Below are 26,008 nucleotides of genomic sequence, written 5' to 3'. Positions count from 1 at the left end.
GCGGGGCGCCGAGATCAGTAGGAGCGCGGGTAGCCGTAGCCGTAGGACGGCGCGGGCGCGGGCGCCCGGCCGTAGGCGTCACGGTCGAAGAACGGCCGGGCGTTGGCCCGCATCCACATCCCGACCGGGTCGTACTCGTCGCTCATCGCGACGGTGGAGACGGGCAGCCCCTCCGGAACCGCTCCGATGGACTGCTGGATCATCAGCCGCACCGCATCCACCGCTTGCTGGCCGCTGTCGTACAGATCCAGACCGATGGCCAGGTACGGGGCGCCCAGAGCGGGCTGCACCCAGGCCCTGCGCAGCGCGCGCACGGCCGGGGTGTGATGGGCGTTCTGCCCCAACAGCGCGTAGAACTGCGGGATTTCGATCATCGGCTCGCTGATCCGCAGCGGCCCGGCGGGCAGCCGGTCCAGGCCCAGCGCGATCCGGCGCAGGTCCGCCCAGGGGATGCCGACGCCGCCGCCGGGGGCGTGCGGATTGAGCCACAGACCCCAGCGGTCCGGGAAGAGCGCGGCGGCGATCTCCCGGCCGCCGACGACCTCGTGGGCACGGTTCCAGCCGCTGGCGGCCAGCTCGGGCGCGGAGGTCACGCACGGGGCGTAGCCCAGGCCCTCGACCTCCATGTTCCCGTACTGCGCGTCGGGCGACCCGGCCTGGCCCTGCCACAGCAGCATCCACACCTGCCCCGCCGCCAGGGCCTGCAGCAGCGCCTCGTAGGCGTCGTACCGGCCGGGCTGGACCTGCTGCAGCATCTGCTCGACCTGTCCGGCCGCCGCTCCCTGATGCGCACCCGCGCTCACGTGGTCCGTCCCTTCTTCTGGCAGGCACGTGGGGTATGCCCGCCCGGTCATCCAACCAGCTTAGGGGGTGGCCGACGGGCCGGAGCGGGAGAAGGAGCGGCCCCGCTGCGGCCCGTCGGCCACCGCCTAGTAGGGGTCGCGGGAGAAGAAGGGGCGTACCCGCTCCAGCATCCAGTCGGCGACCGGGTCGCCCTGCGCGATGTCCAGCATGACCAGCTGTACGGGCCAGGGCACGGGCACCGCGCCCAGCGCCCGCCCCAGTGCGGCCAGCGCCGCATCCCGGTCCCCGGGCTCGCAGCTCTCGCTCTGCACGCCGATGAACAGCGCGGGGTCCTGGCCCTCGACGCTGGCCAGCGCGCGGCGCGCGGTGCGTACGACACCGGCGGCGGAGAACTCCAGCCCGGCGGCGGCGAGGAAGTCCACCGGCTCGTGCTGCCAGTCCGGCTCGAACAGCCGCACCCGGCCGCCGCTGGGTGCGCCCGCGGCGCTCGCTTCGTGCCCCCGGCCCGCCCGGCACAGCTCGGCCACCGCGGGCGGCGGCAGCGGCACGCCGATGGTGCCGTCGGGGTTGAGCGCGATGCCGATCATCGGCGGCAGGCCGCGCGCGAACTCCACCGCGGGCGCCACCGCGAAGGACATGTGCGGCCCGACGGCCTTCATGAACTCCTGCTCGGAGCTGAAGACCGGGACATAAGCGGCCCCGTCGATCTCGACGGTGGGCAGGTCCAGGCCCGGATTCCCCGGGCCTGCGCTCTGCGGGCCGCCGCCCTTGGGGAGCGGCACCCATATACGGCTGCGGCCCAGCGTCTCGACGATGCGGCCGCCCGCTCCGGGGTGCCCCACGGAGGCGGCCAGCACCTCCTCCAGCTCATTGGCCGGCCACGCCAGCTGCGGAATGCCCTCGTCCGGCAGACCGGCTCCGGGGGCGTGCCACCCCGAACGGCCCTCGCCCGGATGCCCCTCGCCCGCATACGGCTGCCCCGGCACGCCCTGCCCTGGAAAATCCACGTCACCCACCCGCTCATCACCGCGCACTACCTGGTCGACGACCCTAGCGCCAGCCGGGGTCGCGACCGGCCGGTGCACCCGATTGATCACTTTGCGCATCCGTGCGGTTGCGGACGGTCCCGACCGCTTCGAGGGTGACAGGAGGGCGTCCCTGCCCTGCCACCGCCTCTGCGAAAGGACTTCCCCCCATGGCAACGAACCGGACCGCCCTCGCCTTCGTCAGCGCCGCCATCGCCGGCGCCATGACCCTGGGCGTCGCGGGCACCGCCGCCGCGGCCGCCCCCGAGCGGGCCACGGCGCGCACCGCGACCCCCCACCCCCACGTGGCGAAGGCCGAGGCCGCCGCATTCCACGCCATCAGCGACCTGCTCAGGGCGGCGAGCAAGGTGTGCCAGCAGGCCCATCACGACCGGACCAAGATCAAGCCGGCCGAGACCGCCGCGCTGCAGCACAAGCTCGACCACGCCATCCACGCCACCTCCCGCGCCGCCTACCTGCTCAAGCACTCCAGCCCCCGGCGGGCCGGCGCCCCGGTGGACGACGAGTGGCTGAAGAAGGCCCAGAAGAAGCTCGACACGCAGGTCAAGGCGCTTCTCGCCGGTACGAAGGAGGGTGACTTGATCAAGGTGGCGGTCACGCTCAAGCCCCTGACGGAGGCAGCGCTCGAAGTACTGGCGGCGGTCAGCATTGGCAAGGCCTTCAAAGGCATGAAGCTGCCGAACGTCCCGGGGCTGCCCAAGCTCCCCGACCTGCCCAAGCTCCCCGGTCTGCCGGAGACCCCGAAGCTGCCCGAGTTCCCCGGTCTGCCGAAGATCTTCTGAGCCGACACCCGGCGCCGCAGCGCGGCCGGGCCCGGAGGCCGTCATTCGAAGGTGACGGCCTCCAGGGCGTCGGCGGCCGGGCGGTCCAGCAGGACCACCGAGCGAAATCCCTTGGGCAGACGGGCCGTTTGCGCCCGGGAGACCAGGGCGCCCACCGCCCTGCGGTGCCGCCCGAAGGCGTACCCCGTCACCCCGCGGCCCCTGGACTCCTGCCCGGCCAGGGCCACTTCGGGCGCCACGTCCAGCAGCACCAGATGCGCGCCGCGGCCCGAGCGCCGGGCCTGGCGCGCGATCCAGCGGCGCACCCAGGCCAGCGTCCCGCAGTCGTGCACGACCACGCTGCGGCCCGAGCGCAGCGCCCGCCGCAGCCCCAGATAGTGCGCGCCGCGCACCAGGGGGCGGTACAAGCCGTACGGCAGCGCGCCGAGCCGGCCGGCCGCCCACCGCTCGCGCACGTCCTGGGAGTCGATGCGGTACACGGCGGCGCCGCGCTGGTCCAGCCCCGGCACCACGCGGTGCATCAGGGTGGACTTGCCGCTGCCCGGCAGCCCGGAGACCACCACCAGATCGCCCGCGGAGAAGCGCATCTCACCCCCGGCGCGCTCCTGCTCCCCGCGCAGGTCCAGCACGCCGGGTCCGCTGCCGAGCCCGGGGCGCAGCAGGGCGCCCGGCGCGCGCCGGGGCCGGGGAAGCGTGCCCACGGGCTCCTGCCGGACCACGTCCGCGGCAGCACCCCCCGACGTTGTCGCGAATGCGGCTTGCCTGTGCACCGTGATCGCCCCTCCCGGTCCGGTTAGGTCCCGCCCTACCCGCACAGTGTCAAGAAAAGGTAATGCCGTTCAAGGTGATTGCCGACTCACCACCCCACGCGGGGACAGGTGACGGTGTTCCCTCAGTGGTTCGGACAGCCGTTCCGGCCCCGGGGGTTCCCGTGCAATGATGTGCGCGCCATGTGCGGATCCGTGCACAACGCTCCGTACGTACGAGCACAGCCAACTGCATACCGGCCGCTTGAATCCGCGCGGGAGAGTCCCCGGCCGCGCCGGGGCGCCGAAGGAGCAAGTCCTCCCTTGAATCTCTCAGGCCCCTATACCGCGTGGGCGAGGCAGATCTGAAAAGCGAGCCGCGGTTGCTGTGGCTCCACCCAAGGTGCAAGCCGCGGGCCCGTAAGGGGCTTTCGGTGAACCTCTCAGGTTCCGATGACAGATGGGGAGGACGTCTTGTCACCCATGCCTGGGAGTCTGAAGCAATGACTGATGCCCCCCGCCGTACGGCGCTGGACGCAACGCACCGCGCCCTCGGCGCGACCATGACCGACTTCGCCGGCTGGGACATGCCGCTGCGCTACGGGAGCGAGCGCGACGAGCACGTCGCGGTGCGCACCCGCGCCGGCCTGTTCGACCTCTCCCACATGGGCGAGATCACCGTGACCGGCCCGGCCGCCGCCGACCTGCTGGACTTCGCCCTGGTCGGCAACATCGGCTCGGTGGCCGTGGGCCGCGCCCGCTACACCATGATCTGCGACGCCGAGGGCGGCATTCTGGACGACCTGATCGTCTACCGCCTGGGCGAGCAGGAGTACATGGTCGTCGCCAACGCCTCCAACGCCCAGGTGGTGCTGGACGCGCTGGTCGAGCGGCAGGCCGGTTTCGACGCCGCGGTGCGCGACGACCGGGACGCCTACGCGCTGATCGCCGTGCAGGGCCCCGAGTCCCCCGGCATCCTCAAGTCCCTGACCGACGCCGACCTGGACGGCCTGAAGTACTACGCGGGCCTGCCCGGCACGGTCGCCGGTGCGCACGCGCTGATCGCCCGTACGGGATACACCGGCGAGGACGGCTTCGAGCTGTTCGTACGCCCCGCCGACGCGGTCACGGTCTGGGAGGCGCTGACCGAGGCGGGCGCGGGCGCGGGCCTGGTGCCCTGCGGCCTGTCCTGCCGCGACACGCTGCGCCTGGAGGCGGGCATGCCGCTGTACGGGCACGAACTGACCACCGCCACCACGCCGTTCGACGCGGGCCTGGGCCGGGTCGTGAAGTTCGAGAAGACCACCAACGGCGGTGACTTCGTGGGGCGCAAGGCCCTGGAAGCGGCGGCCGAGCGGGCGAAGACGGCGCCGCCGCGCAAGCTGGTCGGGCTGGTCGCCGAGGGCCGGCGGGTGCCGCGGGCCGGCTACCAGGTCGTCGCCGACGGCGCGGTGATCGGCGAGGTCACCTCCGGTGCCCCCTCCCCCACCCTCGGCAAGCCGATCGCGATCGCGTACGTGGACGCGGCGCACGCCGAGCCGGGCACGCCGGGGGTCGCGGTGGACATCCGCGGCAGCCACGAGCCGTACGAGGTCGTGGCGCTGCCCTTCTACAAGCGCCAGAAGTGACGGACACCCCACACACCTGTCACTTCTGACACTTTTGTCTCACGCTTCAAGACGCACGCACAGATCACGCCACCGCATCCAGGAGAATCACCTCATGAGCAACCCCCAGCAGCTGCGCTACAGCAAGGAGCACGAGTGGCTGTCGGCCGCCGAGGACGGCGTCGCGACGGTCGGTATCACCGAGCACGCCGCCAATGCGCTCGGCGATGTCGTCTTCGTGCAGCTTCCTGCGGTCGGTGACACGGTCACGGCGGGCGAGACCTGCGGTGAGCTGGAGTCGACCAAGTCCGTCAGCGATCTCTACGCGCCCGTCGACGGCGAGATCACCGAGATCAACGAGGATGTCGTCAACGACCCCTCGCTGGTGAACTCCGCCCCCTTCGAGGGCGGTTGGCTGTTCAAGGTGAAGGTCACCGGTGAGCCGGACGAGCTGCTCTCGGCCGACGCGTACACCGCCTTCACCGCCGGCTGAGCCACACCCCCCTCCCTAGGAAGACTCATGTCGCTTCTCAACAGCTCCCTCCACGAGCTCGACCCCGACGTCGCCGCCGCCGTCGACGCCGAGCTGAACCGCCAGCAGTCCACCCTCGAAATGATCGCGTCGGAGAACTTCGCTCCGGTCGCCGTCATGGAGGCGCAGGGCTCGGTCCTGACCAACAAGTACGCCGAGGGCTACCCGGGCCGCCGCTACTACGGCGGCTGCGAGCACGTGGACGTCGCCGAGCAGATCGCCATCGACCGGGTCAAGGACCTGTTCGGCGCCGAGTACGCCAACGTCCAGCCGCACTCCGGCGCCTCCGCCAACCAGGCCGCGCTCTTCGCGATCGCCCAGCCCGGCGACACGATCCTCGGCCTGGACCTGGCGCACGGCGGCCACCTCACCCACGGCATGCGCCTGAACTTCTCCGGCAAGCAGTTCAACGTGGTCGCCTACCACGTCGACGAGGCCGGTCTGGTGGACATGGCCGAGGTCGAGCGCCTGGCCAAGGAGAACAGCCCCAAGGTGATCATCGCGGGCTGGTCCGCCTACCCGCGCCACCTGGACTTCGCCGAGTTCCGCCGGATCGCCGACGAGGTCGGCGCGTACCTGTGGGTCGACATGGCGCACTTCGCCGGTCTGGTCGCCGCCGGTCTGCACCCCAACCCGGTGCCGTACGCGGACGTGGTCACCTCCACCACGCACAAGACGCTGGGCGGCCCGCGCGGCGGCATCATCCTGGCCCGCAACAAGGACTTCGCGAAGAAGCTGAACTCCGCGGTCTTCCCCGGCTTCCAGGGCGGCCCGCTGGAGCACGTGATCGCGGCCAAGGCCGTCTCCTTCAAGGTCGCCGCCTCGGACGACTTCAAGGAGCGCCAGCAGCGCACCCTGGACGGCGCCCGCATCCTGGCCGAGCGCCTGGTGCAGGACGACGCCAAGGCCGCCGGCGTGGACGTCCTGTCGGGCGGCACGGACGTGCACCTGGTCCTGGTGGACCTGCGCAACAGCGAGCTGGACGGCCAGCAGGCCGAGGACCGCCTCCACGAGGTCGGCATCACGGTCAACCGCAACGCGGTCCCCAACGACCCGCGCCCCCCGATGGTCACCTCGGGCCTGCGGATCGGCACCCCGGCGCTGGCCACGCGCGGCTTCGACGCCGACGACTTCCGCGAGGTCGCCGACATCATCGCCGAGGCGCTCAAGCCGTCCTACAACGCCGAGTCGCTCAAGGCCCGGGTCACCGCGCTCGCCGACAAGCACCCGCTGTACCCCTCGTTGTAAAGCCGTCGCACAGCGATTGTGACGCGATTCACGAGCTAGGGCCTCAGGGCGCTTTTTGATCAGCGCTCCGAGGGTGAACGGGCCGTGTGCCCGGGGCCGTTGGTCCCCGGCACGCGGCCCGAACGGCTGTCTTGAGCCATTTTTTCGGCAAATAGGGTGTCGCCGGACTCCCTCAAGGACGAGGGCTTCTCAACGACAGCAGGATGGACAGCACGTCATGGACATGAGCGCGGGCAACAAGAAGGGGCTCAGCCTCTTCGCCTTGATCATGATCGGGCTCGGCTCGATATTCGGCTCCGGCTGGCTCTTCGGCGCCGGCCAGGCCGCCCAGGTCGCGGGCCCGGCAGCCCTGCTGGCGTGGGTCATCGGAGCCGTGTTCATCGGCATGATCGCCATGTCCTACGCCGAGGTGGGCGCCGCCTACCCGCTGCCCGGCTCCATGGCCCGCTTCGGCGCCATCTCGCACGGCCCGGTGCTCGGCTTCATCACCGGCTGGGCCGTGTGGATCGCGATCGCCGCGCTCATCCCCATCGAGTCCATCGCCGGTACGCAGTACATGTCCTCCTGGAACTTCGGCTGGGCCAAGGGCCTGGTCGAGGACGGCAGCCTGACCACCAGCGGCATGGCGATGGCGCTGTTCCTGACGGTGGCGCTGTGGCTGGCCTGCTACTGGTCGGTGGCCGTCCTGGCCCGCGCCAACAACATCCTCACCGTCGTGAAGTTCGCCATCCCGGTGCTCGCCGTGATCGCGCTGATCGCCTCCGGCTTCCACACCGGCAACTTCACCGACCACGGCGGCTTCGCCCCCAACGGCTGGTCCGCGGTGCTCACCGCGGTGACCACCTCCGGCGTCGTCTTCGCCTTCAACGGCTTCCAGGCCGTGGTCAACCTCGGCGGCGCCGCCAAGAACCCGGGCCGGGCCATCCCGCTGGCCCTGGTCGGCGCGCTCTCCCTGGGCCTGGTGATCTACCTCGCCCTCCAGGTCGCCTTCCTGGGCGCCGTACCGCCGGAGAAGCTCGCCGAGGCCGGCGGCTGGCACGGCATCAACTTCGCCTCACCCTTCGCCGACCTCGCCAAGCTCCTGATGCTGCACTGGGTGGTCACCCTGCTCCAGTTCGGCGCCTTCATCTCCCCCTCCGGCGCCAACATCGGCAACGTCGCCTCCGCCTCGTACATGGCCCAGAACCTCGCCCAGACCGGCTTCTTCCCCAAGAAGATCGCCTCGGTCCACCCCAAGTACGGCACCGCCCGCCCCGCGATGTGGCTCAACCTCGGCTTCTCCGTCCTGCTGCTGGTCACCATCGGCCACAGCTGGGAGGCGCTGGCCGGCGTGGTCTCCGCCGCCATGGTCGTCTCGTACCTCATCGGCCCGATCGCGGTCGGCGTCTTCCGCGTCACCAAGCCGGAGCTGCCGCGCCCCTTCAAGCTGCCCTTCGCCACCGTGCTGTGCCCGCTGACCTTCGCCTTCGCGGCCTGTGCCCTGTACTGGACCAAGTGGCCCGAGACCGGCAAGGTGACGCTGCTCACCCTGGTCGCCGTGCCGATCGCCGCGGTCGTGCTGCGCCGCAAGGGCGAGCGCAACCTTGTGCGGCAGTTCGCGCCCGCCTGGTGGATGGTCGGCTTCCTGCTGTGGATCTCGCTGCTCTCGGCGCTGGGCAGCTCCGACTTCGGCGGCCGCGGCGTGATCCCGGGCGGCCTGGACATCACCTTGGTGGCCGTCTCGGCCCTGGGCTTCTACTTCTGGGCCGTACGCGCCGGCATCCAGGCCCACCGCGCGGGCCTGCCGGGCCCCGACCCCGTACTTGACACACCCGCCTCCGGTGACGGGGCGGCCGGTAAGGAACCGGCCACCCCGGTCGTTACCCCGGAAGACGGTCGTCCGATGGCATCCGTCTGAAAGCCTGACCGCCGTCCGGGTTAGGCTCGACAGTCGGCGCCGATTACGTACCGTCCGCCCCATTGCTCCACCGTCCACCACGAGCAGACAAGGGAGTCAGCCACCGTGGCCATCTCCGTCTTCGACCTCTTCTCCATCGGCATCGGCCCCTCCAGCTCCCACACGGTCGGCCCGATGCGCGCCGCCCGTATGTTCGTGGGCCGGCTCAAGAAGGACGGTCTCCTCGCGCAGACGGCCTCGGTACGCGCCGAGCTGTTCGGCTCGCTCGGCGCCACCGGCCACGGCCACGGCACCCCCAAGGCCGTCCTGCTGGGCCTGGAGGGCCACTCCCCGCGTTCGGTCGACGTGGAGAGCGCGGACGACGAGGTGGAGCGCATCCGCACCACCAAGCGGCTGCGGCTGCTGGGCGCCGAGATAGGCACCGACCACGAGATCGACTTCGACGAGTCGACCGAGCTGATCCTGCACCGGCGCCGCGCCCTGCCGTACCACGCCAACGGCATGACGCTGTTCGCCTACGACGCGAGCGGCGCCCCGCTGCTGGAGAAGACCTACTACTCGGTCGGCGGCGGCTTCGTGGTCGACGAGGACGCGGTGGCCGGCGAGAACCCGATCGTGCCGGACGACACGGTCCTGAAGTACCCCTTCCGCACCGGCGACGAACTGCTGCGGCTGACCGAGGAGACGGGCCTTTCCATCTCCGCGCTGATGCTGGAGAACGAGAAGGCCTGGCGGACGGAAGAGGAGATCCACGAGGGTCTACTGGAGATCTGGCGGGTCATGCAGGCGTGCGTCACCCGCGGCATGTCCCGCGAGGGCATCCTGCCGGGCGGCCTGCGCGTCCAGCGGCGCGCGGCGAAGACCGCCCGCAAGCTGCGCACCGAGGGTGACCCGGCCGCTCTGGCCATGGAGTGGATCACCCTCTACGCGATGGCCGTGAACGAGGAGAACGCGGCCGGCGGCCGGGTCGTCACCGCCCCGACGAACGGCGCGGCCGGCATCATCCCCGCCGTCCTGCACTACTACATCAACTTCGTGCCCGGCGCGGACGAGGAGGGCGTGGTCCGCTTCCTGCTCGCGGCCGGCGCGATCGGCATGCTCTTCAAGGAGAACGCCTCCATCTCCGGCGCCGAGGTCGGCTGCCAGGGCGAGGTCGGCTCCGCCTGCTCCATGGCGGCGGGCGCGCTCGCCGAGGTCATGGGCGGCTCCCCGGAGCAGGTCGAGAACGCCGCCGAGATCGGCATGGAGCACAACCTCGGCCTGACCTGCGACCCGGTGGGCGGTCTGGTGCAGATCCCGTGCATCGAGCGCAACGGCATGGCGGCGGTCAAGGCCGTCACCGCCGCGCGCATGGCGCTGCGCGGCGACGGCTCCCACAAGGTCTCCCTCGACAAGGTCATCAAGACCATGAAGGAGACCGGCGCCGACATGAGCGTGAAGTACAAGGAGACGGCCCGCGGCGGCCTGGCGGTCAACATCATCGAGTGCTGACCCGCCTCGGGGAGGCGGGTCAGCGGCCCGTCTCCCAGGCGAAGGGCGGCAGTTCACGGGCCCTGGAGTAGACCTCCAGGGCCTGTCCCGCCGGGGCGAAGGGATGCAGCCTGGCGCCTTCCAGGCCCGGCAGCAGGCGGGCGCAGTGGTGCACACAGCCCGCGGTCTCCCTTCCCTGGCGGTCGATGACGGTCACGGCGTCCGGCGGCCCCTCGCACGGCGTGGGGTCCTGGGCCGGCGCCGCGGCACAGCGGATCTGCGAGCTGTCCATGTCTGCCCCCTGGTGAACGGCCCTGGCCTCGGTGGCCTTCGGGCGTCTGTGCCGGTGGCCTGTGCGGCGCGCCACCGGCACAGGGGGTGTTGCTCGGTGGCCGGCCGCTTCATGCGCGCTTGGGGAACACCTGGTGGAGCCCTGAAGCGTTCATGACGAAAATTCATCGGTCGCTCGTACGTTCCGGCTCCCCGTGCCGCCGCGGTCCAGGAGGCCGGAGGCCACCGGCAGGGCCAGGGCCAGCCAGACGGCGGCCAGCAGCCAGCCGGCCAGGACGTCGCCGGGCCAGTGCACCCCCAGGTAGACGCGGGTCAGCCCGACCGCCAGGGCCCAGGCGGCCAGCACCGCGCACCACAGGCGGGACGTGCCGGGGCGGGCGCGCCGCAGCACGGCCCAGGCCAGGATTCCGGCCGCCAGGACCGCCGTGGTGCTGTGGCCCGAGGGAAAGGAGTAGCCGGTGGGGTGTCCGGCCCAGTCCACGACCGGCGGGCGGGGGCGGGCGATCAGCGCCATGAGCCCGTAGCGGACGGCCTGTCCGAGCCCCAGGACGGCCAGGGCGCACACCGCGGCGCGCAGCCGGCCGCGCGCGTCCCGCCCCGCGATCAGCCCGGCGAGCACGGCCATGGCGTACGGGAAGGCGCCGGTGCCGGTCGCGGAGACGGCGCGGGCCAGGGAGAGCAGCGGCTCGCCGCGGCGGGCCACCGCCCAGTCGTGCAGCGCGCGCTCCACGGGCAGCGGCGCCCCGTCGCGCAGGGCCAGGACCGTGGCGAGGGCGGCGAGCAGCAGCGCGCACACGGCGGCCGCGGCGGGCACCGGGGCGGCGGGTCGGGAGAGCGGACCGCGGGTGGTCACTGGGCGTACTCCTCGGCGAGGGCCGGTGCGGCGCCGGAGCGGCGGGGTCTACGGAACAGTAGACGGACGAAACGGTAGGAGCGTTCCATGTCGGGCACGAAGCACTCATGCCCCCACAGCCCCATTTCGACCCACTGCCCGCACCGGCTCCCTCAACCGGCCGTCGCCCTGCGGAACTTCGCGCGCGACGCCTGGCGCACCCCGTCATGCACATGTTGAATTTCGATGGACTGCTCGTTCGGTCGGCAGGAGGACGCTCATGCTGCACGGTGTCGACGTCAGCTCGCACAACCCCTCGTACTCCACGAAGGGGCTGGACTTTGTGATCATCAAGGCCACCGAGGGCCGCTCGTACATCAACCCGCGCCAGAAGGCCCAGGCGGCCCAGGCCCGGCAGGCGGGCTGCGCGGTCGGCTTCTACCACTTCCTGTGGCCCGGCAACATCGCCGCCCAGGCCCGGTACTTCGTGGAGCAGTGCGACTCGGTGGAGGGCGACATCCTGGCCGCCGACTGGGAGCGCACCGGCGAGGGGACGTACGCGAGCAACGCGCAGAAGGACCAGTTCCTGCGGGAGGTCAAGCGGCTGCGCCCGACCCGGCACCGCGTGATCCTGTACTGCAACCGCGACTTCTGGCTCAACCACGACACCACCTCCTACGCCGCCGACGGCCTGTGGATCGCCGACTACGTGGCGCAGGGCAAGCCGCGCATCAAGGCGAAGTGGCGCTTCCACCAGTACACCGACCGGCCGCTGGACAGGAACGTCGCGGACTTCGAGAGCAGGGCCGCGATGAAGCAGTGGGCGGACCCGGAATAGAGTTCCCTCGTGCGACGAGCCTGCCAAAGGGCTCCGGGTGCCCAGCGCACCACCACTGATCCGAGAGTGAGGAGCAGCCGTGACCGACCCGGCGTCCATGGCCCTGCAGCAGGAGATCGCCCGGGATCTCCAGGTGAGCGCGTCCTTCGACGCCGAGCGGGAGATCGAGCGCCGGGTGGCCTTCCTCGCCGACCGGCTCACCTCGACGGGGCTGCGGTCCCTGGTGCTGGGCATCAGCGGCGGCGTGGACTCCACGACCGCGGGCCGGCTGTGCCAGCTCGCGGTCGAGCGGGCCCGCGCCACCGGGTACGAGGCGACCTTCTACGCGATGCGGCTGCCCTACGGCGTCCAGGCCGACGAGAAGGACGCCCAGCTGGCGCTGGACTTCATCCGCGCCGACCAGGTGCTCACCGTGGACGTGAAGCCGGCCAGCGACGCGGCCCTTCAGGCGGCGGTGGCCGGCGGCGTCACCTTCCGCGACGCGCACCACCAGGACTTCGTGCAGGGCAACATCAAGGCCCGGCAGCGCATGATCGCCCAGTACGCGGTCGCCGGGGCGCACGACGGCCTGGTGGTGGGCACCGACCACGCCGCCGAGGCGGTCTCCGGCTTCTTCACCAAGTTCGGTGACGGCGCGGCCGATGTCGTACCGCTCACCGGCCTGACCAAGCGGCGCGTACGGGCCGTCTCCGACGCGCTGGGCGCCCCCGCCTCGCTGGTGTGGAAGACCCCCACCGCCGACCTGGAGACCCTGGACCCGGGCAAGCCCGACGAGGACGCGCTGGGTGTGACCTACGACGACATCGACGACTTCCTGGAGGGCAAGCCTGTCGACGAGGCCGCCTTCGCCGCCATCGTGCGCCGCTACCGCCTCACCGAGCACAAGCGGCAGCTGCCCATCGCTCCCTGAGCGGTCCCTGTCAGGGGCGGACCTGGAGGCCGGCGGCGGTGATGAACCGCTCGACGGCCTCGCGGGCCGCCCGGTGCTGCACCGTGAGCACCTCCATGTCCTGGGCGTCGTGCAGCGTCTTGACCAGCTCCACGGCGGCGTCGGCCAGCTCGGTCAGCTCGTGGTCCATGGCGAGCATCTTGGCCTGGTAGAGGGTGTCCCAGGTCGCGGCCCGCAGCCGGTAGGACTCCTCGCGCAGCTTCTGCTGCTCCGCCGCGTCGCCGCCGGCCAGCCGCAGCCGGCAGCGGCCGGCCTGGGCCGAGCGGAAGCTGAGCACCGTGCCGACGAACGAGCTGTAGACGGTCAGCCGCTGCTGACGCAGCCACTCCTGCCGGGCGAACTGTTCCTGCCGCTCCCCCCTGCGCTGCTGCGAGAAGTGGTTCACATACGCTCCGGCGAGCGTTCCCAGGACGGCCACAATGGCCGCGACGGCACCTTCCATGGCGCCTATGTGATCACGAACATGTCATGCTCCCGCAAGGGGCCGGTCACCGGCAGGGGGCTAAATCGTGGCTCAGGGCGGGCATGCATGGCCTCATGGAGAGCCGCACAGTGCGATCGGAAGATCAATTGTCAGTGGGGGCGCCTACGCTCCGAGGTATGAGTTACGCAGAGCTGCGCGAACTCCAGACCGCGCTGACCACCGCGTCCGATATCGCCTCGTCCCTCCAGGCCTCGCCCACCCGCAGGGACGCCGACCAGCTCGTCGATGTGCTGCGGCGGGCGCTGAGCGCCGCCAGTTCGCTGGGCGCCGAGACCGGCCCGACCGGCTGCGCCGTGCATCCGCACGGGGCGGTCGACCCGCTCTACGGCGACCCGGAGGACCCGCTCCCGCCGAGCTACGGCAAGTGCCTGCTGTGCAACGACCGCCGGCGGCGGGCGGACGCCCATCCGCACCAGCGCCGGCGCAGGAGCGCGTAGCATCCGCGCATGCGACCTGCGATGTACGGCGACGAGGACCTCGAACAGCACTCCCTGCGCCGGAGGGTGCTCGACGACGGGCAGCGCTCGGCCTTCGAGCACGACGTGGACCGGATCCTGTACTCCACGCAGTGGCGGGCGCTGGCGGGCAAGAGCCAGGTCGTGGCCAGCGCCGAGCTGGGCGCGTACCACACCCGCCTGACGCACTCCATGAAGGTCGCCCAGCTCGGGCGGCGGATGGCCGAGCGGCTGGAGCGCAGGTACGGCGGCCCCAGCCCGGCGCTGGTGGAGGCGGCCTGCATGGCGCACGACATCGGCCACCCGCCTTTCGGGCACGCCGGTGAGCTGGCGCTGCGCGCGACGATGGACGAGCTCCACTTCGCCGACGGGGTGCTGGACAGCTTCGAGGGCAACGCCCAGACCCTGCGGGTGCTCACCTTCCTGGCCGCCCACAAGTACCCCGGCCACCGCGGGCTGCACCTGACCCGGGCCTGCCTGGACGCCTCGACGAAGTACCCCTGGGAGCGGGCCCCCGTCGACCAGGACCCCGCGCGCCATGTGAAGTGGGGCGTGTACGTCGCCGACCGCGCGGCCTTCTCCTGGATACGCGCGGGCCGCGAGGACACCGCGGTCCCGGTCGAGGAGCAGATCATGGACTGGGCCGACGACGTCACCTACGCCTGCCACGACGTGGAGGACTTCTACCGCACGGGCCTGATCCCGCTGGCCGCGCTGTTCCCCGTGGACGGCACGGGCGGCGCCGAGACCGAGCGCGAGACGGCGCGGTTCCTGGACTTCGTGCAGGCCAAACGGCTGCGTGGGGGCGGGGAGTTCGACCGTGCGCAGGCGCTGGGGCTGATGGCCGACATCGGCAAGCGGCTGGCGGTGCCCGCCCCGTACAACGGCAGCCACGAGGACGCGGTCGCGGTCAACCGCCGCACCGCCGACCTGATCGCGTACTTCATCCGGGGCGTCGAGCTGGAGGTGGGCGGCAAGGACGCGATCCGCTACGGCGCCCGGCTTCGCGTCCCCGCCGAGCTCCGGGCGGCCTGCGATCTGCTCAAGGAACTGGTGTGGTGCTACGTCATCGACCGGCCCGCGCTGGCCACCCAGCAGCACGGCAAGCGGCGCATCGTCAGCGAGCTGCTGCGCTGGAGCCACGACGCCCCCGAGCTGCTGCCGGCCGACCGGGCCGAGGAGCTCCAGCTGCACGGCGACCGGCTGCGGGCCGCCGCCGACCATGTCGCCTCGCTCACCGAGGACCAGGCCCTGGCCCTGCACCGCAAGCTCTCGGGCACCGGCCTCGGCTCGGTCAACGACAACGTCTGGCTGTGACCGGCGAACGTCCGGCTGTGACCGGCGAACGCCTGGCTGTGACCGGCGAACGTCTGGCTGTGACCGGCGCCGGAGAGCCGGTGCCCGGCCCGGTGCGGCCCGCGATGCCGGCGCCGTAGCAGCATCAGTCCAGGATGCCGACGTCGTAGAAGAACTCGTAGCGGGTGGGGTCGTCCGGCAGGAACCAGTGGAAGCCCTGCTCCAGGAACACCGCGACGATGTTCACCGCGATGACGACGGCGGCGAAGCCGATCGCGAAGCGGCCCACGGCGCGGTAGGCGGTGGTGGTGGGGATGCGGCGCGCGGCGGTGGAGTGGGCGAAGGCCAGCACGATGCCGACGGCGACCACGGAGGCCTGGAAGAGGATCCACGCCCACACGTACAGGTGCAGTCCCAGGACCACACTGCCGTAGCCCTCGTCGCCGGGCAGGATGTGCAGCATCGTCTGCCGCCAGGAGGCGAAGGACCCGGCGATGCAGCCGATGAGGGCCAGGCCCCAGCCCATCATGTAGTCGCGGCGCAGTACGGCGCCGTCCAGGCCCTTGCGGATGATGTGCAGCGGGCCGAGGAAGGCCAGCATCATGAACATCCGCTGGACGATGCACAGCGGGCAGGGGTACTCCCACAGCACGAACTGGAAGAAGAGCCCGCCGCAGACGATGCCGGTCCAGCCGATGACGAAGAGGCAGGCGAACCAGTACTGCCCACGGGCCAAGAACCCCGGCAGCGCGGTCTCCCGGTCGGCGATGACCTGTGCGTTCATGCCCCCGCCTCAGTAGGTCAGGCCGAGGGAGAGGCTGCTGGTGATGTGGTGCGCCAGCAGCAGGATCGTGGCGATGAGCGCGGCCCACCACGCGCCGTGCACCACGGCCCTGCGCTTCTGCCCGACGATCACCAGCAAGGTGACGAACAGCCCGGAGAAGATGATCGTGTCCATGGCCGGAAGGTAGCCGCCGGGCGGCGACATCCCGCGAAGGCCGCGGGATGTCGGTCCGCCCGTGCTTCGGATGGCCGCACCGGGACCGGCCGGTGCCGCCCGCTCAGTCCTGGCGCTTCTTCTCCGGGCGCAGCGCGATCCGGCCCAGCACCGCCGCGACGATCAGCGCGGCCACCGCGATCAGGACGAAGTCGGGTACGGCGTTGCCGATGCCGGTGGCCCACTCCTCCAGGGAGACCTCGGTGTCCGCGTCCAGGATGCCCGGCAGCGCGCTGGTGCCGTTGAACAGCAGGAAGAGCACCCCGATGGCGATGAAGAAGAGCCCGGAGACCACCGAGGTGGTGTGCAGCCTGAGCTTGCCCAGGCTGAACTCGCGGCCGCGCAGCCAGCCCCGGCTGCCCAGCTTGAAGCGGTCCCACAGCAGCGCCAGTACGAACAGCGGGAGCGCCATGCCCAGCGCGTACACGGCCAGCATCGAGGCGCCGTACACCGGTGAGCCGCTCATCGCGGTGACGGTCAGCACCGCGCCGAGGATGGGTCCGGCGCAGAAGCCGGCCAGCCCGTAGACACAGCCGAGCAGGAAGGTGGAGACGGCCGAGCGCGGGGTGATGCGGGCGGCCGCGGCCTGGGCCCGCTTGGAGGCGAAGCCCAGCCCCAGGATCTGGGCGAGGCCCAGCACGATGACCACCGAGCCGCCGATGGTGATCAGCAGGTCGCGGTGGCCGTTGAAGATCCGGCTGGCGGCGGTGCTGGCCGCGCCGAGCGGGACGAGCGTGGTGGCCAGGCCCAGGTAGAACACTCCGGTACGGGCCAGCAGCCGGCCGCGGGTGGACAGGGAGTAGGCGAAGAAGGCCGGGAGCAGCAGCGCGCTGCACGGGCTGAGCAGGGCGAGGGCGCCGCCGAGGAAGGCGGCGAGGTAGCCGATGTCCGTCACTTCGCGGCGCCCTTACCGGCCTTCTCGGCCTGCTCGGCGGCTTCCTCGACGACCTGCTCGAAGGTCTCGGTGGGCTGGGCGCCCGCGATGGGGCGGCCGTTGATCAGGAAGGACGGGGTGGACTGGACGCCGAGCTGGTAGCCCTGCTCCTGGTCCTTCTTCAGGGCGGCCGCGGCGTCGGGGCCGTTGAGGTCGGCCTTGAACTTCTCCAGGTCCTGCACGCCTGCCGCGCGGGCCATGCCGACGAGCTTGTCCTCGGCCAGCGCGCTGCCCTTGTGGGTCTTGGCGTACAGCTCGTCGTGGATCTGCCAGAACTTGCCCTGGCGGCCGGCGGCCCACGAGGCGCGGGCGGCGCGCTCGGAGTCGGCGCCGAAGACGGGGAAGTTGCGGAACTCGATGCGCAGGGTGCCGTTGTCGACGAACTTCTTCACCAGCGCGGGCTGGGTCTCGCGGGTGAAGCGGCCGCAGAAGGAGCACTGGTAGTCGGCGTACTCGACCAGGACGACCGGGGCGTCCTTCTTGCCGAGCGCGAGCGGGTCGCCCTCGGTGCGGCGCGCGGTGAGCTTGGCGTACTGGTCGTAGGCCTTCTGGCGGTCGTCGGTGTCCTTGGGCGTGACGGAGGCGGCGGCCTCGGGGGACGCGCCCTTCTCGCCGTCCTTGCTCTCGACGGCCTTGCCGACCGCGATGCCGATGGCGACGAGCGCGACGACCAGCGCGAGGACAGCGCCGATGGCGGCGAGACGGCGGGTGGGCGAGGCGGATGTGGACATACGGGGGTACTCCAGACGTACGGGGGCTGCGGGCGGCGGATGGCGGGCCCGTCACGTCCCGGGCGCGCGCCGGGCGCGGCGGCGGGGACGGTGCGGGCGGCGCACGGCCACAGTGCGCGGCGGGGCAGCGCGGGGCCGGTGCGCGGGCGCGCGGCGGGCGGTGCGTCGGGGCCCAAAACACGCGCCTGTGGGGGCGTGTCGGGGCAGCACTCGGCGGCGGCGCGCGGGCCGGGCTCTATATCCGCAGTACGGGCAGGAGTGCGATGTGGTCGGCGGCGGAACCGGTGCCGGTGGGCGGACGGGCCAGTGCCAGGCCCGTCGGGGCGCCGGGGCCGACGGCGACGCCGGTGGTGGCGGAGCCCTGCGGCTCGCCGCGGTGGGAGCCGGGGACCGGGACGGACTCGCCCTCGTTCGGGGCGGGCTGCGAGGAGCACTTCTTCGGCGCGTAGGCGACGGGGGCCGCCGACTGGGCGGCGGGGGCCGTGTGCGCCTGCGGTGCCGACGGTGCGCGCGAGGCCGGCTGCGCCTCGGGGGCCTGCCGGGCCTGGAGTGCCGCCTCCGCTTCCGCCTGAGCGAAGATCCCGGTCCGCGCCACGGCCGTACGGCCCGGGTCGGCGCCCATCTTGCACAGCAGGGGCGCGAAGAGGACCGCGAGCAGGAGCAGCAGGACGCCGGCGTGCCGGCGGCGCGCTCGGGGCATCGTCTCCTCCTCACTGTTTCGGAGCGGCACTGATTCGGGGCGGCGGTGAGCGTCCCATCTTACGGACCGCCGCGCGCTGCGCGGTGGTCGCTTCGGTCAACCACTACCCATCGACCATCGCCCGCATAACCATCGCGGGAATCGATTACCTAACCGGCATTTGCAAGGCCGGTGGCATAGCTCACCTTTGATCTCCCACCAATAGATCAGGGGATGGCAGAAATCGTCCGTAATTGCACCTTTGGCAAGGTCGGACCCGGCCTGTCATAGTCGAGGGCAACGACCCCCATTGACCCGGGCCAGGTCGTACCAGTCATTGCGGACACACCCCTTTCGTCCGGCGGTGACCGACACTGGGGCCTTCACCCGCCGATCCGCGGGAGGGCCCCAGTCTCATGTGCGGGGTGCGCCATCCGGACCAGTACGGCCCGATTCGTACCAGACCCGCCCGCTCGGTCCCGCCCCACTGTGCCGCCGCGCGGCGCGGCAGCAGGCCTGCGCGCTGCTCCGTACGCCCTGGACGCGCCTCAGCGGTCGGTGACCCGTGCCTCGAACCAGGTGGTCTTGCCGCGCGGCAGCAGGTCCACGCCCCAACGGTCGGAGAGCTTGTCGACCAGGAACAGGCCCCGGCCGCTGGTGTCCATCTCATGGACCGGCATCAGGCAGGGCAGGCCGCGGGAGGGGTCGCGCACCTCGATGCGGATCCAGCCGCGGCGGCGCAGCATCCGCAGGCCGAAGGTGCGGGCGCCGGTGTGGCGTACGGCGTTGCCGACGAGCTCCGAGACCAGCAGCACGGCGTGCTCGGTGAGCTGGGGCGAGATCGTCCACTGTCTGTGCAGCACGGACTGGGTCAGGCGGCGGGCCATGCCGGCCGATTCGGGGCGCGAGGGCAGACACACCTCGTCCAGGGTGGGGTCGCCGATGAGGTCGAGCGGTTTGGTCCCGCGGCCGCCCTGCGGGACCGGCACGCTGTCCCTGTCCGCACCCTGGAGTCCCCAGCGCGCTGCGGCCGTGCCGCCCCGCGGTCGCGGCTGCTCCATACCTTCGAGGCCCGCCATGCCCCCATCATGGCCGTTTCCCGGGCGGTACGGGGGTGGAACGGGCGGAATCCGCTGCCCGGAATCCATCGTTCCGACCCCCCTCCGCGTCATATGCCAACGGCAGCGTTACCCGCGACGCACCCCATCTGACCTGCGCTGACTTCTCGCACCCGAGTGATCACAGGGCGTCCTCAACCCGCCCTGGACACGGCATAATTGAGTTTCCCTTAATTACCCCGCACGTGGCATCGACAACCGGCCAAACATCAGCCGCATCGTCAACAACGCCCGCATCAGCGGAACTTGGCCTTGCCCGGACCGTCCTCGACGAAGGAGCGCATACCCCGCTCCCGGTCCTCGGTCGCGAACAGGCCCGCGAACCATGTGCGTTCGATGGTCAGGCCGTTGTCGATACCGGTCTCCAGGCCCGAATCGACGGCTTCCTTGGCGGCGCGCAGCGCGATGGCCGGTCCCGCCGCCAGGCGCGCGGCCCAGGCGTGCGCCTGCTCGTAGACCTCGGCGGCCGGCACCACGCGGTCCACCAGGCCGATGGCGAGCGCCTCTTCGGCCTTGACCTGGCGGCCGGTGAAGATGAGGTCCTTGGCCTTGGAGGGGCCCACCAGCCGGGCCAGGCGCTGGGTGCCGCCGGCCCCCGGGATCAGGCCGAGCAGGATCTCCGGCTGGCCGAGTCTGGCGTTGTCGGCGGCGATCCTGAAGTCGGCGCACAGCGCCAACTCGCAGCCGCCGCCCAGGGCGTAGCCCGTGACGGCGGCGACGACGGGCTTGGGGATACGGGCCACGGCCGTGAAGGCGTCCTGCAGCGCCTTGGACCGCGCGACCATCGCCGCGTGGTCCATGGCCTGCATCTCCTTGATGTCCGCGCCCGCCGCGAACACCTTCTCGCCGCCCCAGACCACCACGGCGCGCACGTCCTCGCGCGCGGTGACCTGCGCGGCCAGCTCGCCCAGCCGGTCCTGGGTGGCGCTGTCCAGGGCGTTCATCGGCGGGCGGTCCAGGCGGATGGTGCCGACACCCTCGGCGACCTCAAGAGTCACAGTCATGGAGGGAAGGTTAGAGCCTGTCCGGCGCACGGGCGCCGGGGCCGCCGCTTTCGCCGGCTACCGGCCCGCCGTCCACTGCTTCCAGGACATGTTCCAGACGTTGAGCCCGTTGTCCGCCGTGATCGTCTCGTCGTGCGAGTTCTTGACGATCACCACATCGCCTATCTGGGAGTTGCGGAAGAACCACGCGGCCGGGGTGGAGTCGTCCCCGCCGCCGCGCTGGTCGAACAGGCCGACACAGCCGTGGCTGGCGTTGCGCGAGCCGAAGGTGGCCTTGCCCGACCAGTAGTTGCCGTGGATGAAGGTGCCCGAGGTGCTCAGCCGCATGGCGTGCGGCACGTCCTTGATGTCGTACTCCCCGCCGAAGCCGACGGTCTCCCCGTTCATGCGCGTGACCAGGTGCTTCTCGCTGATCACCATCTGGCCGTTGTACGTCTCGGTGCCCGGCCCGCCCGCGGTGACGGGAATCGTCTTGATCCGCTTGCCGTCGCGGACCACGGTCATCTCCTTGGTCTTGGCATCGACCGTGCTGACCTGGCTGCGGCCGACGGTGAAGGAGACCTCCTTGGTCTGGGTGCCGTAGACACCCGGCCTGCCCTGGACCCCGTCGAGGTTGAGCTTGAGAGTGACCTTGGTGCCGGGCGCCCAGTACTTCTCGGGGCGGAAGTCGAGGCGGTCGTTGCCGAACCAGTGGCCCGCTACGGGGACCGACGGTTCGGCCTTGACCTCGATGGCCCGCTCCACGGCCGCGGGGTCGGTGATGCCACGGGTGAAGCGGATGGAGACCGGCATCCCGACGCCGACCTTCTGGCCGTTCTCCGGGGTGTACTGGCCGATGAAGGTGTTCTTGGGCACGAGCGTGGTGAAGGTGGCGTGCTCGGCGGACTCGCGGCCCTCGCTGTCCTGCGCCACGGCGTCGACGGTGTACTTGGTGGAGGCGCCGAGGTGGCCGCTGGGCTCCCAGGCGGCGCCCGAGGCGGATATCTTCCCGTCGACCGTGTTGCCCTTGGGGTCCTTGACGGTGACGGACTTCAGCTTGCCCTTGGCCACGGTCACCTTCAGGGCGCCGCTGGTGGCGACGGAGTCGGCGCCGTCCTTGGGCGCTATCGTCAGCGCCGCCTGCGAGGCGGCCTTGTCGCCGCCCGCCTCCCCTGCGCCCGCCTTGTCGTCGTCGCCGCCCCCGCAGGCGGACACCGCCAGCAGTGTCCCGCCCAGCAGCAGCGCGAGCAGGCCACGGCCCGCCCCCGCCCGCCTGCGGGGCCCCCGACCCGGCTTCCTGGACTGTACGTTCGCGACGTTCAAGATCCAGCCCCCTTCCCCTGTCGTTCCCCTCGCGCGGCCCGCACACCCCGCTCCCGCGCGCGGGGACCGACTCCCGCGCGCGCGTGCCGATAGATAACCACACCGCACTGACAGTGGAGTCCCCGGAGATGTCACCGTTTAGTCCCAAGTGGTACCCGTGGTGCGGGACCGCACGGAAGAGGGTCTCTTTCGCCCCGAACTCGGCCGGATTCAGCCCCCGTTGGGCTCCCCGCGCACCGCGGACCCGGCCTTCCACTGCTGCCAGGACAGGTTCCATCCGCCCAGCCCGTTGTCCGGAGCGACCGTGCGGTCCCGGGAGTTGATCACCTCTACGGTGTCCCCCACCATGGACGTCCCGTAGAACCAGCCCGCCGGGGTGTCGGGCCCGCCGCCCTGGATGTCGCGCAGCCCGATGCAGCCGTGGCTGGTGTTGGCGCCGCCGAACGTGGTCCGGTTCGCCCAGTAGTTGCCGTGCAGAAAGGTGCCCGAAGGGGTCAGCCGCATCGCGTGCGGCACGTCCGGGATGTCGTACTCCCCGCCGAAGCCGACGGTGTCCCCGTCCATGCGCGTGACCGGGTGCCGCTCCAGGACCACCATCTTCCCGTTGTAGGTGGGGCTGGCCGCCTCCCCCGCGGTGACCGGCAGCGTCGCCACCAGCTTGCCGTCGCGCCGTACCGCCATGGTGTGCGCGGCCGCGTCAACGGTGCTGGTCTGGTCCCGGCCGATCCGGAAGCGCACCCTCTTGTGCTGGATCCCGTACGAACCGGGCGCCGCCTGTACGTCGCGCAGCCGCAGATCGATGGTGACCTCCGTGCCGGGCCGCCAGCGCTCGCGGGGCCTGAAGTCCAGGCGCCGCGAGCCGAACCAGTGGGGGGCGATCTCGACGGGGGGCCGGGCGGTGACGGAGATGGCGCGCTCGACGGCGGCGCGGCGGACGATGGGGCGGTTGAAGTCGAGCGAGACGATCATGCCGGTGCCGACGGTGGCGTTGTGCTCGGGTGTGAAGAAGCCGATGAAGCGGTGCTCGGGGACGTAGGTGGTGAAGGTGGTGTGGCGGGCGCTGCGGCGGCCGTGGGCGTCCAGCGCCACGGCCTCCACGGCGTACTTGGCGGCCAGTGCGAGGCGGGTGGGGCGGTCGGGGCGCCAGCTGAGCCCGTCGCGCGCGATGCTGCCCGCCACGGGCGTGCGGCCGGTGTCCTCGATGCGGTGCACCTCGACGCGCTCCAGCCTGCCGTCGGGCACTCGTACCCCGATGGGCTGGGTGGCCCGTACCTCCTTGGCGCCGTCGGCGGGCCAGATCCTGATCGCCTCGCGCGGGGCGCGCGGCTTGCCTCCGGTGAGCACATCGGGAAGCCCGCAGCCCGCCAGCGCCACCGCGGCCAGCAGCGCGGCGGCCGCGGCGCGGGCCGGTCCCCGCCGGCGCGCCGCCCGGTGCGGGTGTGTCCCGGCTCGGTTTGTCACAGCTCGATATGTCACGGACAGATCAACGAGCACCCCCGCCGCGGGGAAACGTGAGGCGGCGGCCGGTTGCGGGAAGAACCATCGGGAGGGCGGAACCGAACGCGCGGCCGGGACGCCGTGCCGACGGCAGCCGCCCGATGGAGCCATGAGCCGCGGGAGGCTGGCAGGTGTCGAGCGCACCCGAGCAGGAGGCAGTACCGGAGGGCCGGGAAACACGGGGGCACAGCCCGGCGCGCACGGCACCGGCCGTCAACGGCCACCAGGTGCGCGGGCCCGCGCCGCACCGTGCCGAGAGGACGGAGGCGGCGGTGCCCGCCGTGCGGCCCGGCAGCCCCCAGCCGCTGGGCGCCCGCTACCGCAGGGGCCCCGACGGGGTGGCGGGCACCAACTTCGCGCTGTGGGCGGGCGGCGCCGAGGCGGTCGAGGTGTGCCTGTTCGACGACGCGGGGCGCGAGACGCGCTGCGCGCTGACCGAGTTGACGCACGAGATCTGGCACGGCTTCCTGCCCGGCGTACGCCCGGGGCAGCGCTACGGCTACCGCGTGCACGGCCCCTGGGACCCGTGGACCGGCGCCCGCTGGAACCCCGCCAAGCTCCTGCTGGACCCCTACGCCCGCGCCGTGGACGGCGAGTTCGCGGGCCACGGCCCCGGCGAGCGGCCCCCCGCGCTGTACGGGCACGTACGGGACTGGCCGCAGCAGACGGTCGCCGACACCGTGCGCGACGACCGCGACTCGGCACCGTACGTCCCCAAGGGCGTGGTGGTGGGCGAGGAGTGGGCCGAGGGCGCCGAGGACGAGTGGCGCGAGGACCGGCGCCCCAAGACGCCCTGGCCCGACTCGGTCATCTACGAACTGCACGTCCGCGGCTTCACCATGCGCCACCCCGGCATCCCCGAGCGCCTGCGCGGCACGTACGCGGGCCTGGCCCACCCGGCCGCCGTCGACCACCTCACCCGCCTGGGCGTCACGGCCGTCGAGCTGCTGCCGGTGCACCAATTCGCCCACGAGGACCACCTGTTACGGCGCGGGCTGGTCAACTACTGGGGCTACAACTCCATCGGCTACTTCGCCCCGCACGCCGCCTACGCCGCCTCCGGGACCCGCGGGCAGCAGGTCGGGGAGTTCAAGCGGATGGTGCGGGCGCTGCACGACGCGGGCATCGAGGTCATCCTCGACGTCGTCTACAACCACACCGCCGAGGCCGACGAGCGCGGCCCCACGCTCTCCTTCCGCGGCATCGACAACCGCGGCTACTACCGCCTGCCCCAGGACGCCCGCCGCTACGCCGACTACACCGGCTGCGGCAACACCCTGCACGTCGTCCACCCCAACGTGCTGCGCCTGATCACCGATTCGCTGCGCTACTGGGTCACGGAGATGGGGGTGGACGGCTTCCGCTTCGACCTGGCGGCGGCCCTCGCCCGCTCGATGCACGACGTCGACATGCTCTCCCCCTTCCTCGCGGTGATCGCCCAGGACCCGGTGCTGCGCCGGGTCAAGCTGATCGCCGAGCCCTGGGACGTGGGATCCGGCGGCTATCAGGTCGGCGCGTTCCCTCCGCTGTGGACGGAGTGGAACGACCGCTACCGCAACGCCATGCGCGACTTCTGGCGCGGTGCGCTGCCGGACGTGCGCGAGATGGGATACCGCCTGTCCGGCTCCAGCGACCTGTACGCCTGGGGCGGCAGGCGCCCGTACGCCTCCGTCAACTTCATCACCGCGCACGACGGGTTCACCCTGCGCGACCTGGTCTCCTACGAGCACAAGCACAACGCGGCCAACGGCGAGGGCAACCGCGACGGCACGGACGACAACCGCGCCTTCAACTGCGGCGCCGAGGGCGAGACCGAGGACGCGGGCATCCTGGCCCTGCGCCGCCGCCAGCTGCGCAACCTGCTGACCACGCTCCTGCTGTCCACCGGCGTGCCGATGCTGGTGGCCGGCGACGAACTGGGCCGCACCCAGGGCGGCAACAACAACGCCTACTGCCAGGACAACCCCACCAGCTGGCTGGACTGGTCGCTGCTGGACGACCCGCGCTGGTCCTCGCTCACCGACCTCGTCGCCCGCCTGATAGCGCTGCGCCGCGCCCATCCCGTACTGCGCCGCCGCGCCTTCTTCTCCGGCCGTCCGCAGGGCCCCGACGGCCTGCGCGACCTGGCCTGGTTCACCGCGCACGGCACGGAGATGACCGAGGCCGACTGGTACGCCCCCAGCTCCACCCTGGCCATGTACCTCTCCGGGCGCGACATCCCCCAGCGCGACGAGGAGGGCCGCCCCATCCTCGACGACTCCTTCCTCGCCGTCCTGCACGCCTCCCCCGGCCCGGCCCCCTTCACCCTCCCCGGCCCGCCCTGGGCCACCGCGTACGAGTGCGTCCTGGACACCTCCCGCGAGGACCAGGCCGCCCCGCCGGGCACCCGCCACGAAGCGGGCGCGGTGATCGATCTCCCGGGCCGGTCGGTACTGATGCTGCGGGCGCTGCCGCGCTAGCCGGTACTGC

General features: G+C 71.8%; 26 protein-coding genes and 2 riboswitches. Of the genes, 11 read left to right on the top strand and 15 right to left on the bottom strand.

All coding sequences use genetic code 11. The annotated features are described in order from the left end of the window. Positions 1-14 precede the first annotated feature (14 nt). Both AC4IJH_RS02695 and AC4IJH_RS02690 read right to left on the bottom strand, forming a co-directional pair. Complete coding sequence (locus AC4IJH_RS02695; RefSeq protein WP_490849823.1) at positions 15-803, bottom strand: enhanced serine sensitivity protein SseB C-terminal domain-containing protein; 789 nt, start codon at positions 801-803, stop codon at positions 15-17. Positions 804-929: 126 nt separating this feature from the next. Continuing rightward, a complete protein-coding gene (locus tag AC4IJH_RS02690; protein ID WP_490849876.1) occupies positions 930-1,691 on the bottom strand; it encodes an enhanced serine sensitivity protein SseB in 762 nt (253 codons plus the stop codon). Between the two features lie 308 nt (positions 1,692-1,999). Here AC4IJH_RS02690 and AC4IJH_RS02685 point away from each other — a divergent pair, with 308 nt between their 5' ends. Continuing rightward, on the top strand, positions 2,000-2,632 hold the full coding sequence (locus AC4IJH_RS02685; protein ID WP_490849822.1) for a hypothetical protein: 633 nt from the start codon (positions 2,000-2,002) through the stop codon (positions 2,630-2,632). Between the two features lie 41 nt (positions 2,633-2,673). On the opposite strand, the gene AC4IJH_RS02680 is transcribed toward AC4IJH_RS02685, so the two are convergent. Further along, positions 2,674-3,333: an AAA family ATPase gene (locus AC4IJH_RS02680; RefSeq protein WP_490849821.1), complete on the bottom strand. Its 660-nt coding sequence runs from the start codon at positions 3,331-3,333 to the stop codon at positions 2,674-2,676. A gap of 311 nt (positions 3,334-3,644) precedes the next feature. Continuing rightward, a riboswitch (glycine riboswitch) is annotated at positions 3,645-3,737 on the top strand. Beyond that, positions 3,738-3,848, top strand: a riboswitch (glycine riboswitch). Between the two features lie 33 nt (positions 3,849-3,881). Here AC4IJH_RS02680 and gcvT point away from each other — a divergent pair. The 5 genes from gcvT (at position 3,882) to AC4IJH_RS02655 (ending at position 10,153) form a co-directional block, all read left to right on the top strand. Then, positions 3,882-5,006, top strand: a complete 1,125-nt coding sequence (gene gcvT, locus AC4IJH_RS02675; RefSeq protein ID WP_490849820.1) for a glycine cleavage system aminomethyltransferase GcvT — start codon at positions 3,882-3,884, stop codon at positions 5,004-5,006. 94 nt (positions 5,007-5,100) lie between these two features. Continuing rightward, positions 5,101-5,478, top strand: a complete 378-nt coding sequence (gene gcvH, locus AC4IJH_RS02670; RefSeq protein ID WP_490849819.1) for a glycine cleavage system protein GcvH — start codon at positions 5,101-5,103, stop codon at positions 5,476-5,478. 27 nt (positions 5,479-5,505) lie between these two features. Beyond that, positions 5,506-6,765, top strand: coding sequence for a serine hydroxymethyltransferase (gene glyA, locus AC4IJH_RS02665; protein ID WP_490849818.1), 1,260 nt, complete (start codon positions 5,506-5,508; stop codon positions 6,763-6,765). A 217-nt stretch (positions 6,766-6,982) separates the two neighbouring features. Beyond that, positions 6,983-8,662: an APC family permease gene (locus AC4IJH_RS02660; protein ID WP_490849817.1), complete on the top strand. Its 1,680-nt coding sequence runs from the start codon at positions 6,983-6,985 to the stop codon at positions 8,660-8,662. Between the two features lie 105 nt (positions 8,663-8,767). Beyond that, positions 8,768-10,153, top strand: coding sequence for an L-serine ammonia-lyase (locus AC4IJH_RS02655; protein ID WP_490849816.1), 1,386 nt, complete (start codon positions 8,768-8,770; stop codon positions 10,151-10,153). 19 nt (positions 10,154-10,172) lie between these two features. On the opposite strand, the gene AC4IJH_RS02650 is transcribed toward AC4IJH_RS02655, so the two are convergent. Further along, a complete protein-coding gene (locus AC4IJH_RS02650) occupies positions 10,173-10,424 on the bottom strand; it encodes a hypothetical protein (protein ID WP_490849815.1) in 252 nt (83 codons plus the stop codon). 150 nt (positions 10,425-10,574) lie between these two features. Continuing rightward, positions 10,575-11,276, bottom strand: coding sequence for a phosphatase PAP2 family protein (locus AC4IJH_RS02645; RefSeq protein WP_490849814.1), 702 nt, complete (start codon positions 11,274-11,276; stop codon positions 10,575-10,577). 259 nt (positions 11,277-11,535) lie between these two features. Here AC4IJH_RS02645 and AC4IJH_RS02640 point away from each other — a divergent pair, with 259 nt between their 5' ends. Together AC4IJH_RS02640 and nadE are read left to right on the top strand one after the other, a co-directional pair. Further along, positions 11,536-12,093: a GH25 family lysozyme gene (locus tag AC4IJH_RS02640; RefSeq protein WP_490849813.1), complete on the top strand. Its 558-nt coding sequence runs from the start codon at positions 11,536-11,538 to the stop codon at positions 12,091-12,093. A gap of 79 nt (positions 12,094-12,172) precedes the next feature. Beyond that, positions 12,173-13,003: an NAD(+) synthase gene (gene nadE, locus AC4IJH_RS02635; protein ID WP_490849812.1), complete on the top strand. Its 831-nt coding sequence runs from the start codon at positions 12,173-12,175 to the stop codon at positions 13,001-13,003. 10 nt (positions 13,004-13,013) lie between these two features. Here the strand turns inward: nadE and kilB are convergent, their stop codons facing one another. Then, on the bottom strand, positions 13,014-13,484 hold the full coding sequence (kilB, locus tag AC4IJH_RS02630) for a plasmid transfer protein KilB (protein ID WP_490849811.1): 471 nt from the start codon (positions 13,482-13,484) through the stop codon (positions 13,014-13,016). Between the two features lie 158 nt (positions 13,485-13,642). Between kilB and AC4IJH_RS02625 the strand changes: the two genes are divergently transcribed. Both AC4IJH_RS02625 and AC4IJH_RS02620 read left to right on the top strand, forming a co-directional pair. Continuing rightward, positions 13,643-13,963 carry a hypothetical protein gene (locus AC4IJH_RS02625; protein ID WP_490849810.1) on the top strand — a complete coding sequence of 107 codons (321 nt, stop codon included), beginning with the start codon at positions 13,643-13,645 and terminating at the stop codon, positions 13,961-13,963. A 9-nt stretch (positions 13,964-13,972) separates the two neighbouring features. Beyond that, positions 13,973-15,298, top strand: a complete 1,326-nt coding sequence (locus AC4IJH_RS02620) for a deoxyguanosinetriphosphate triphosphohydrolase family protein (RefSeq protein WP_490849809.1) — start codon at positions 13,973-13,975, stop codon at positions 15,296-15,298. A 124-nt stretch (positions 15,299-15,422) separates the two neighbouring features. Here the strand turns inward: AC4IJH_RS02620 and AC4IJH_RS02615 are convergent, their stop codons facing one another. From AC4IJH_RS02615 to AC4IJH_RS02575, 9 genes are all read right to left on the bottom strand, one after another. Then, positions 15,423-16,061, bottom strand: a complete 639-nt coding sequence (locus tag AC4IJH_RS02615; protein WP_490849808.1) for a disulfide bond formation protein B — start codon at positions 16,059-16,061, stop codon at positions 15,423-15,425. A gap of 9 nt (positions 16,062-16,070) precedes the next feature. Next, a complete protein-coding gene (locus AC4IJH_RS02610) occupies positions 16,071-16,235 on the bottom strand; it encodes a DUF5993 family protein (protein ID WP_490849807.1) in 165 nt (54 codons plus the stop codon). Positions 16,236-16,338: 103 nt separating this feature from the next. After that, positions 16,339-17,169, bottom strand: a complete 831-nt coding sequence (locus tag AC4IJH_RS02605) for a cytochrome c biogenesis CcdA family protein (protein ID WP_490849806.1) — start codon at positions 17,167-17,169, stop codon at positions 16,339-16,341. Beyond that, entirely contained in the window at positions 17,166-17,939 is a 774-nt protein-coding gene (locus tag AC4IJH_RS02600; RefSeq protein WP_490849805.1) for a DsbA family protein, read from the bottom strand. Before AC4IJH_RS02600 ends, AC4IJH_RS02605 begins: the two co-directional genes overlap by 4 nt. Before the next feature lie 235 nt (positions 17,940-18,174). Next, entirely contained in the window at positions 18,175-18,639 is a 465-nt protein-coding gene (locus AC4IJH_RS02595; RefSeq protein WP_490849804.1) for a hypothetical protein, read from the bottom strand. A 527-nt stretch (positions 18,640-19,166) separates the two neighbouring features. Beyond that, positions 19,167-19,697 (bottom strand): ATP-binding protein, encoded by a 531-nt coding sequence (locus AC4IJH_RS02590; RefSeq protein ID WP_490849803.1) that lies wholly within the window; start codon positions 19,695-19,697, stop codon positions 19,167-19,169. 275 nt (positions 19,698-19,972) lie between these two features. Beyond that, on the bottom strand, positions 19,973-20,740 hold the full coding sequence (locus tag AC4IJH_RS02585; RefSeq protein ID WP_490849802.1) for an enoyl-CoA hydratase/isomerase family protein: 768 nt from the start codon (positions 20,738-20,740) through the stop codon (positions 19,973-19,975). A 57-nt stretch (positions 20,741-20,797) separates the two neighbouring features. Further along, entirely contained in the window at positions 20,798-21,970 is a 1,173-nt protein-coding gene (locus AC4IJH_RS02580; protein WP_490849875.1) for a L,D-transpeptidase, read from the bottom strand. A gap of 282 nt (positions 21,971-22,252) precedes the next feature. Further along, the gene (locus AC4IJH_RS02575; protein ID WP_490849801.1) at positions 22,253-23,503 is read right to left on the bottom strand and encodes a L,D-transpeptidase; all 1,251 of its coding nucleotides are present in this window, start codon (positions 23,501-23,503) and stop codon (positions 22,253-22,255) included. Positions 23,504-23,670: 167 nt separating this feature from the next. On the opposite strand from AC4IJH_RS02575, the gene glgX reads away from it, so the two are divergent. Continuing rightward, the gene (gene glgX / locus AC4IJH_RS02570) at positions 23,671-25,998 is read left to right on the top strand and encodes a glycogen debranching protein GlgX (RefSeq protein WP_490849800.1); all 2,328 of its coding nucleotides are present in this window, start codon (positions 23,671-23,673) and stop codon (positions 25,996-25,998) included. Positions 25,999-26,008 lie beyond the last annotated feature (10 nt).

Source organism: Streptomyces sp. UF-297 (genome assembly GCF_058245575.1).
The sequence above is the reverse complement of the archived record's forward strand: the minus strand, read 5'-3'. Positions and strand labels throughout refer to the sequence as shown.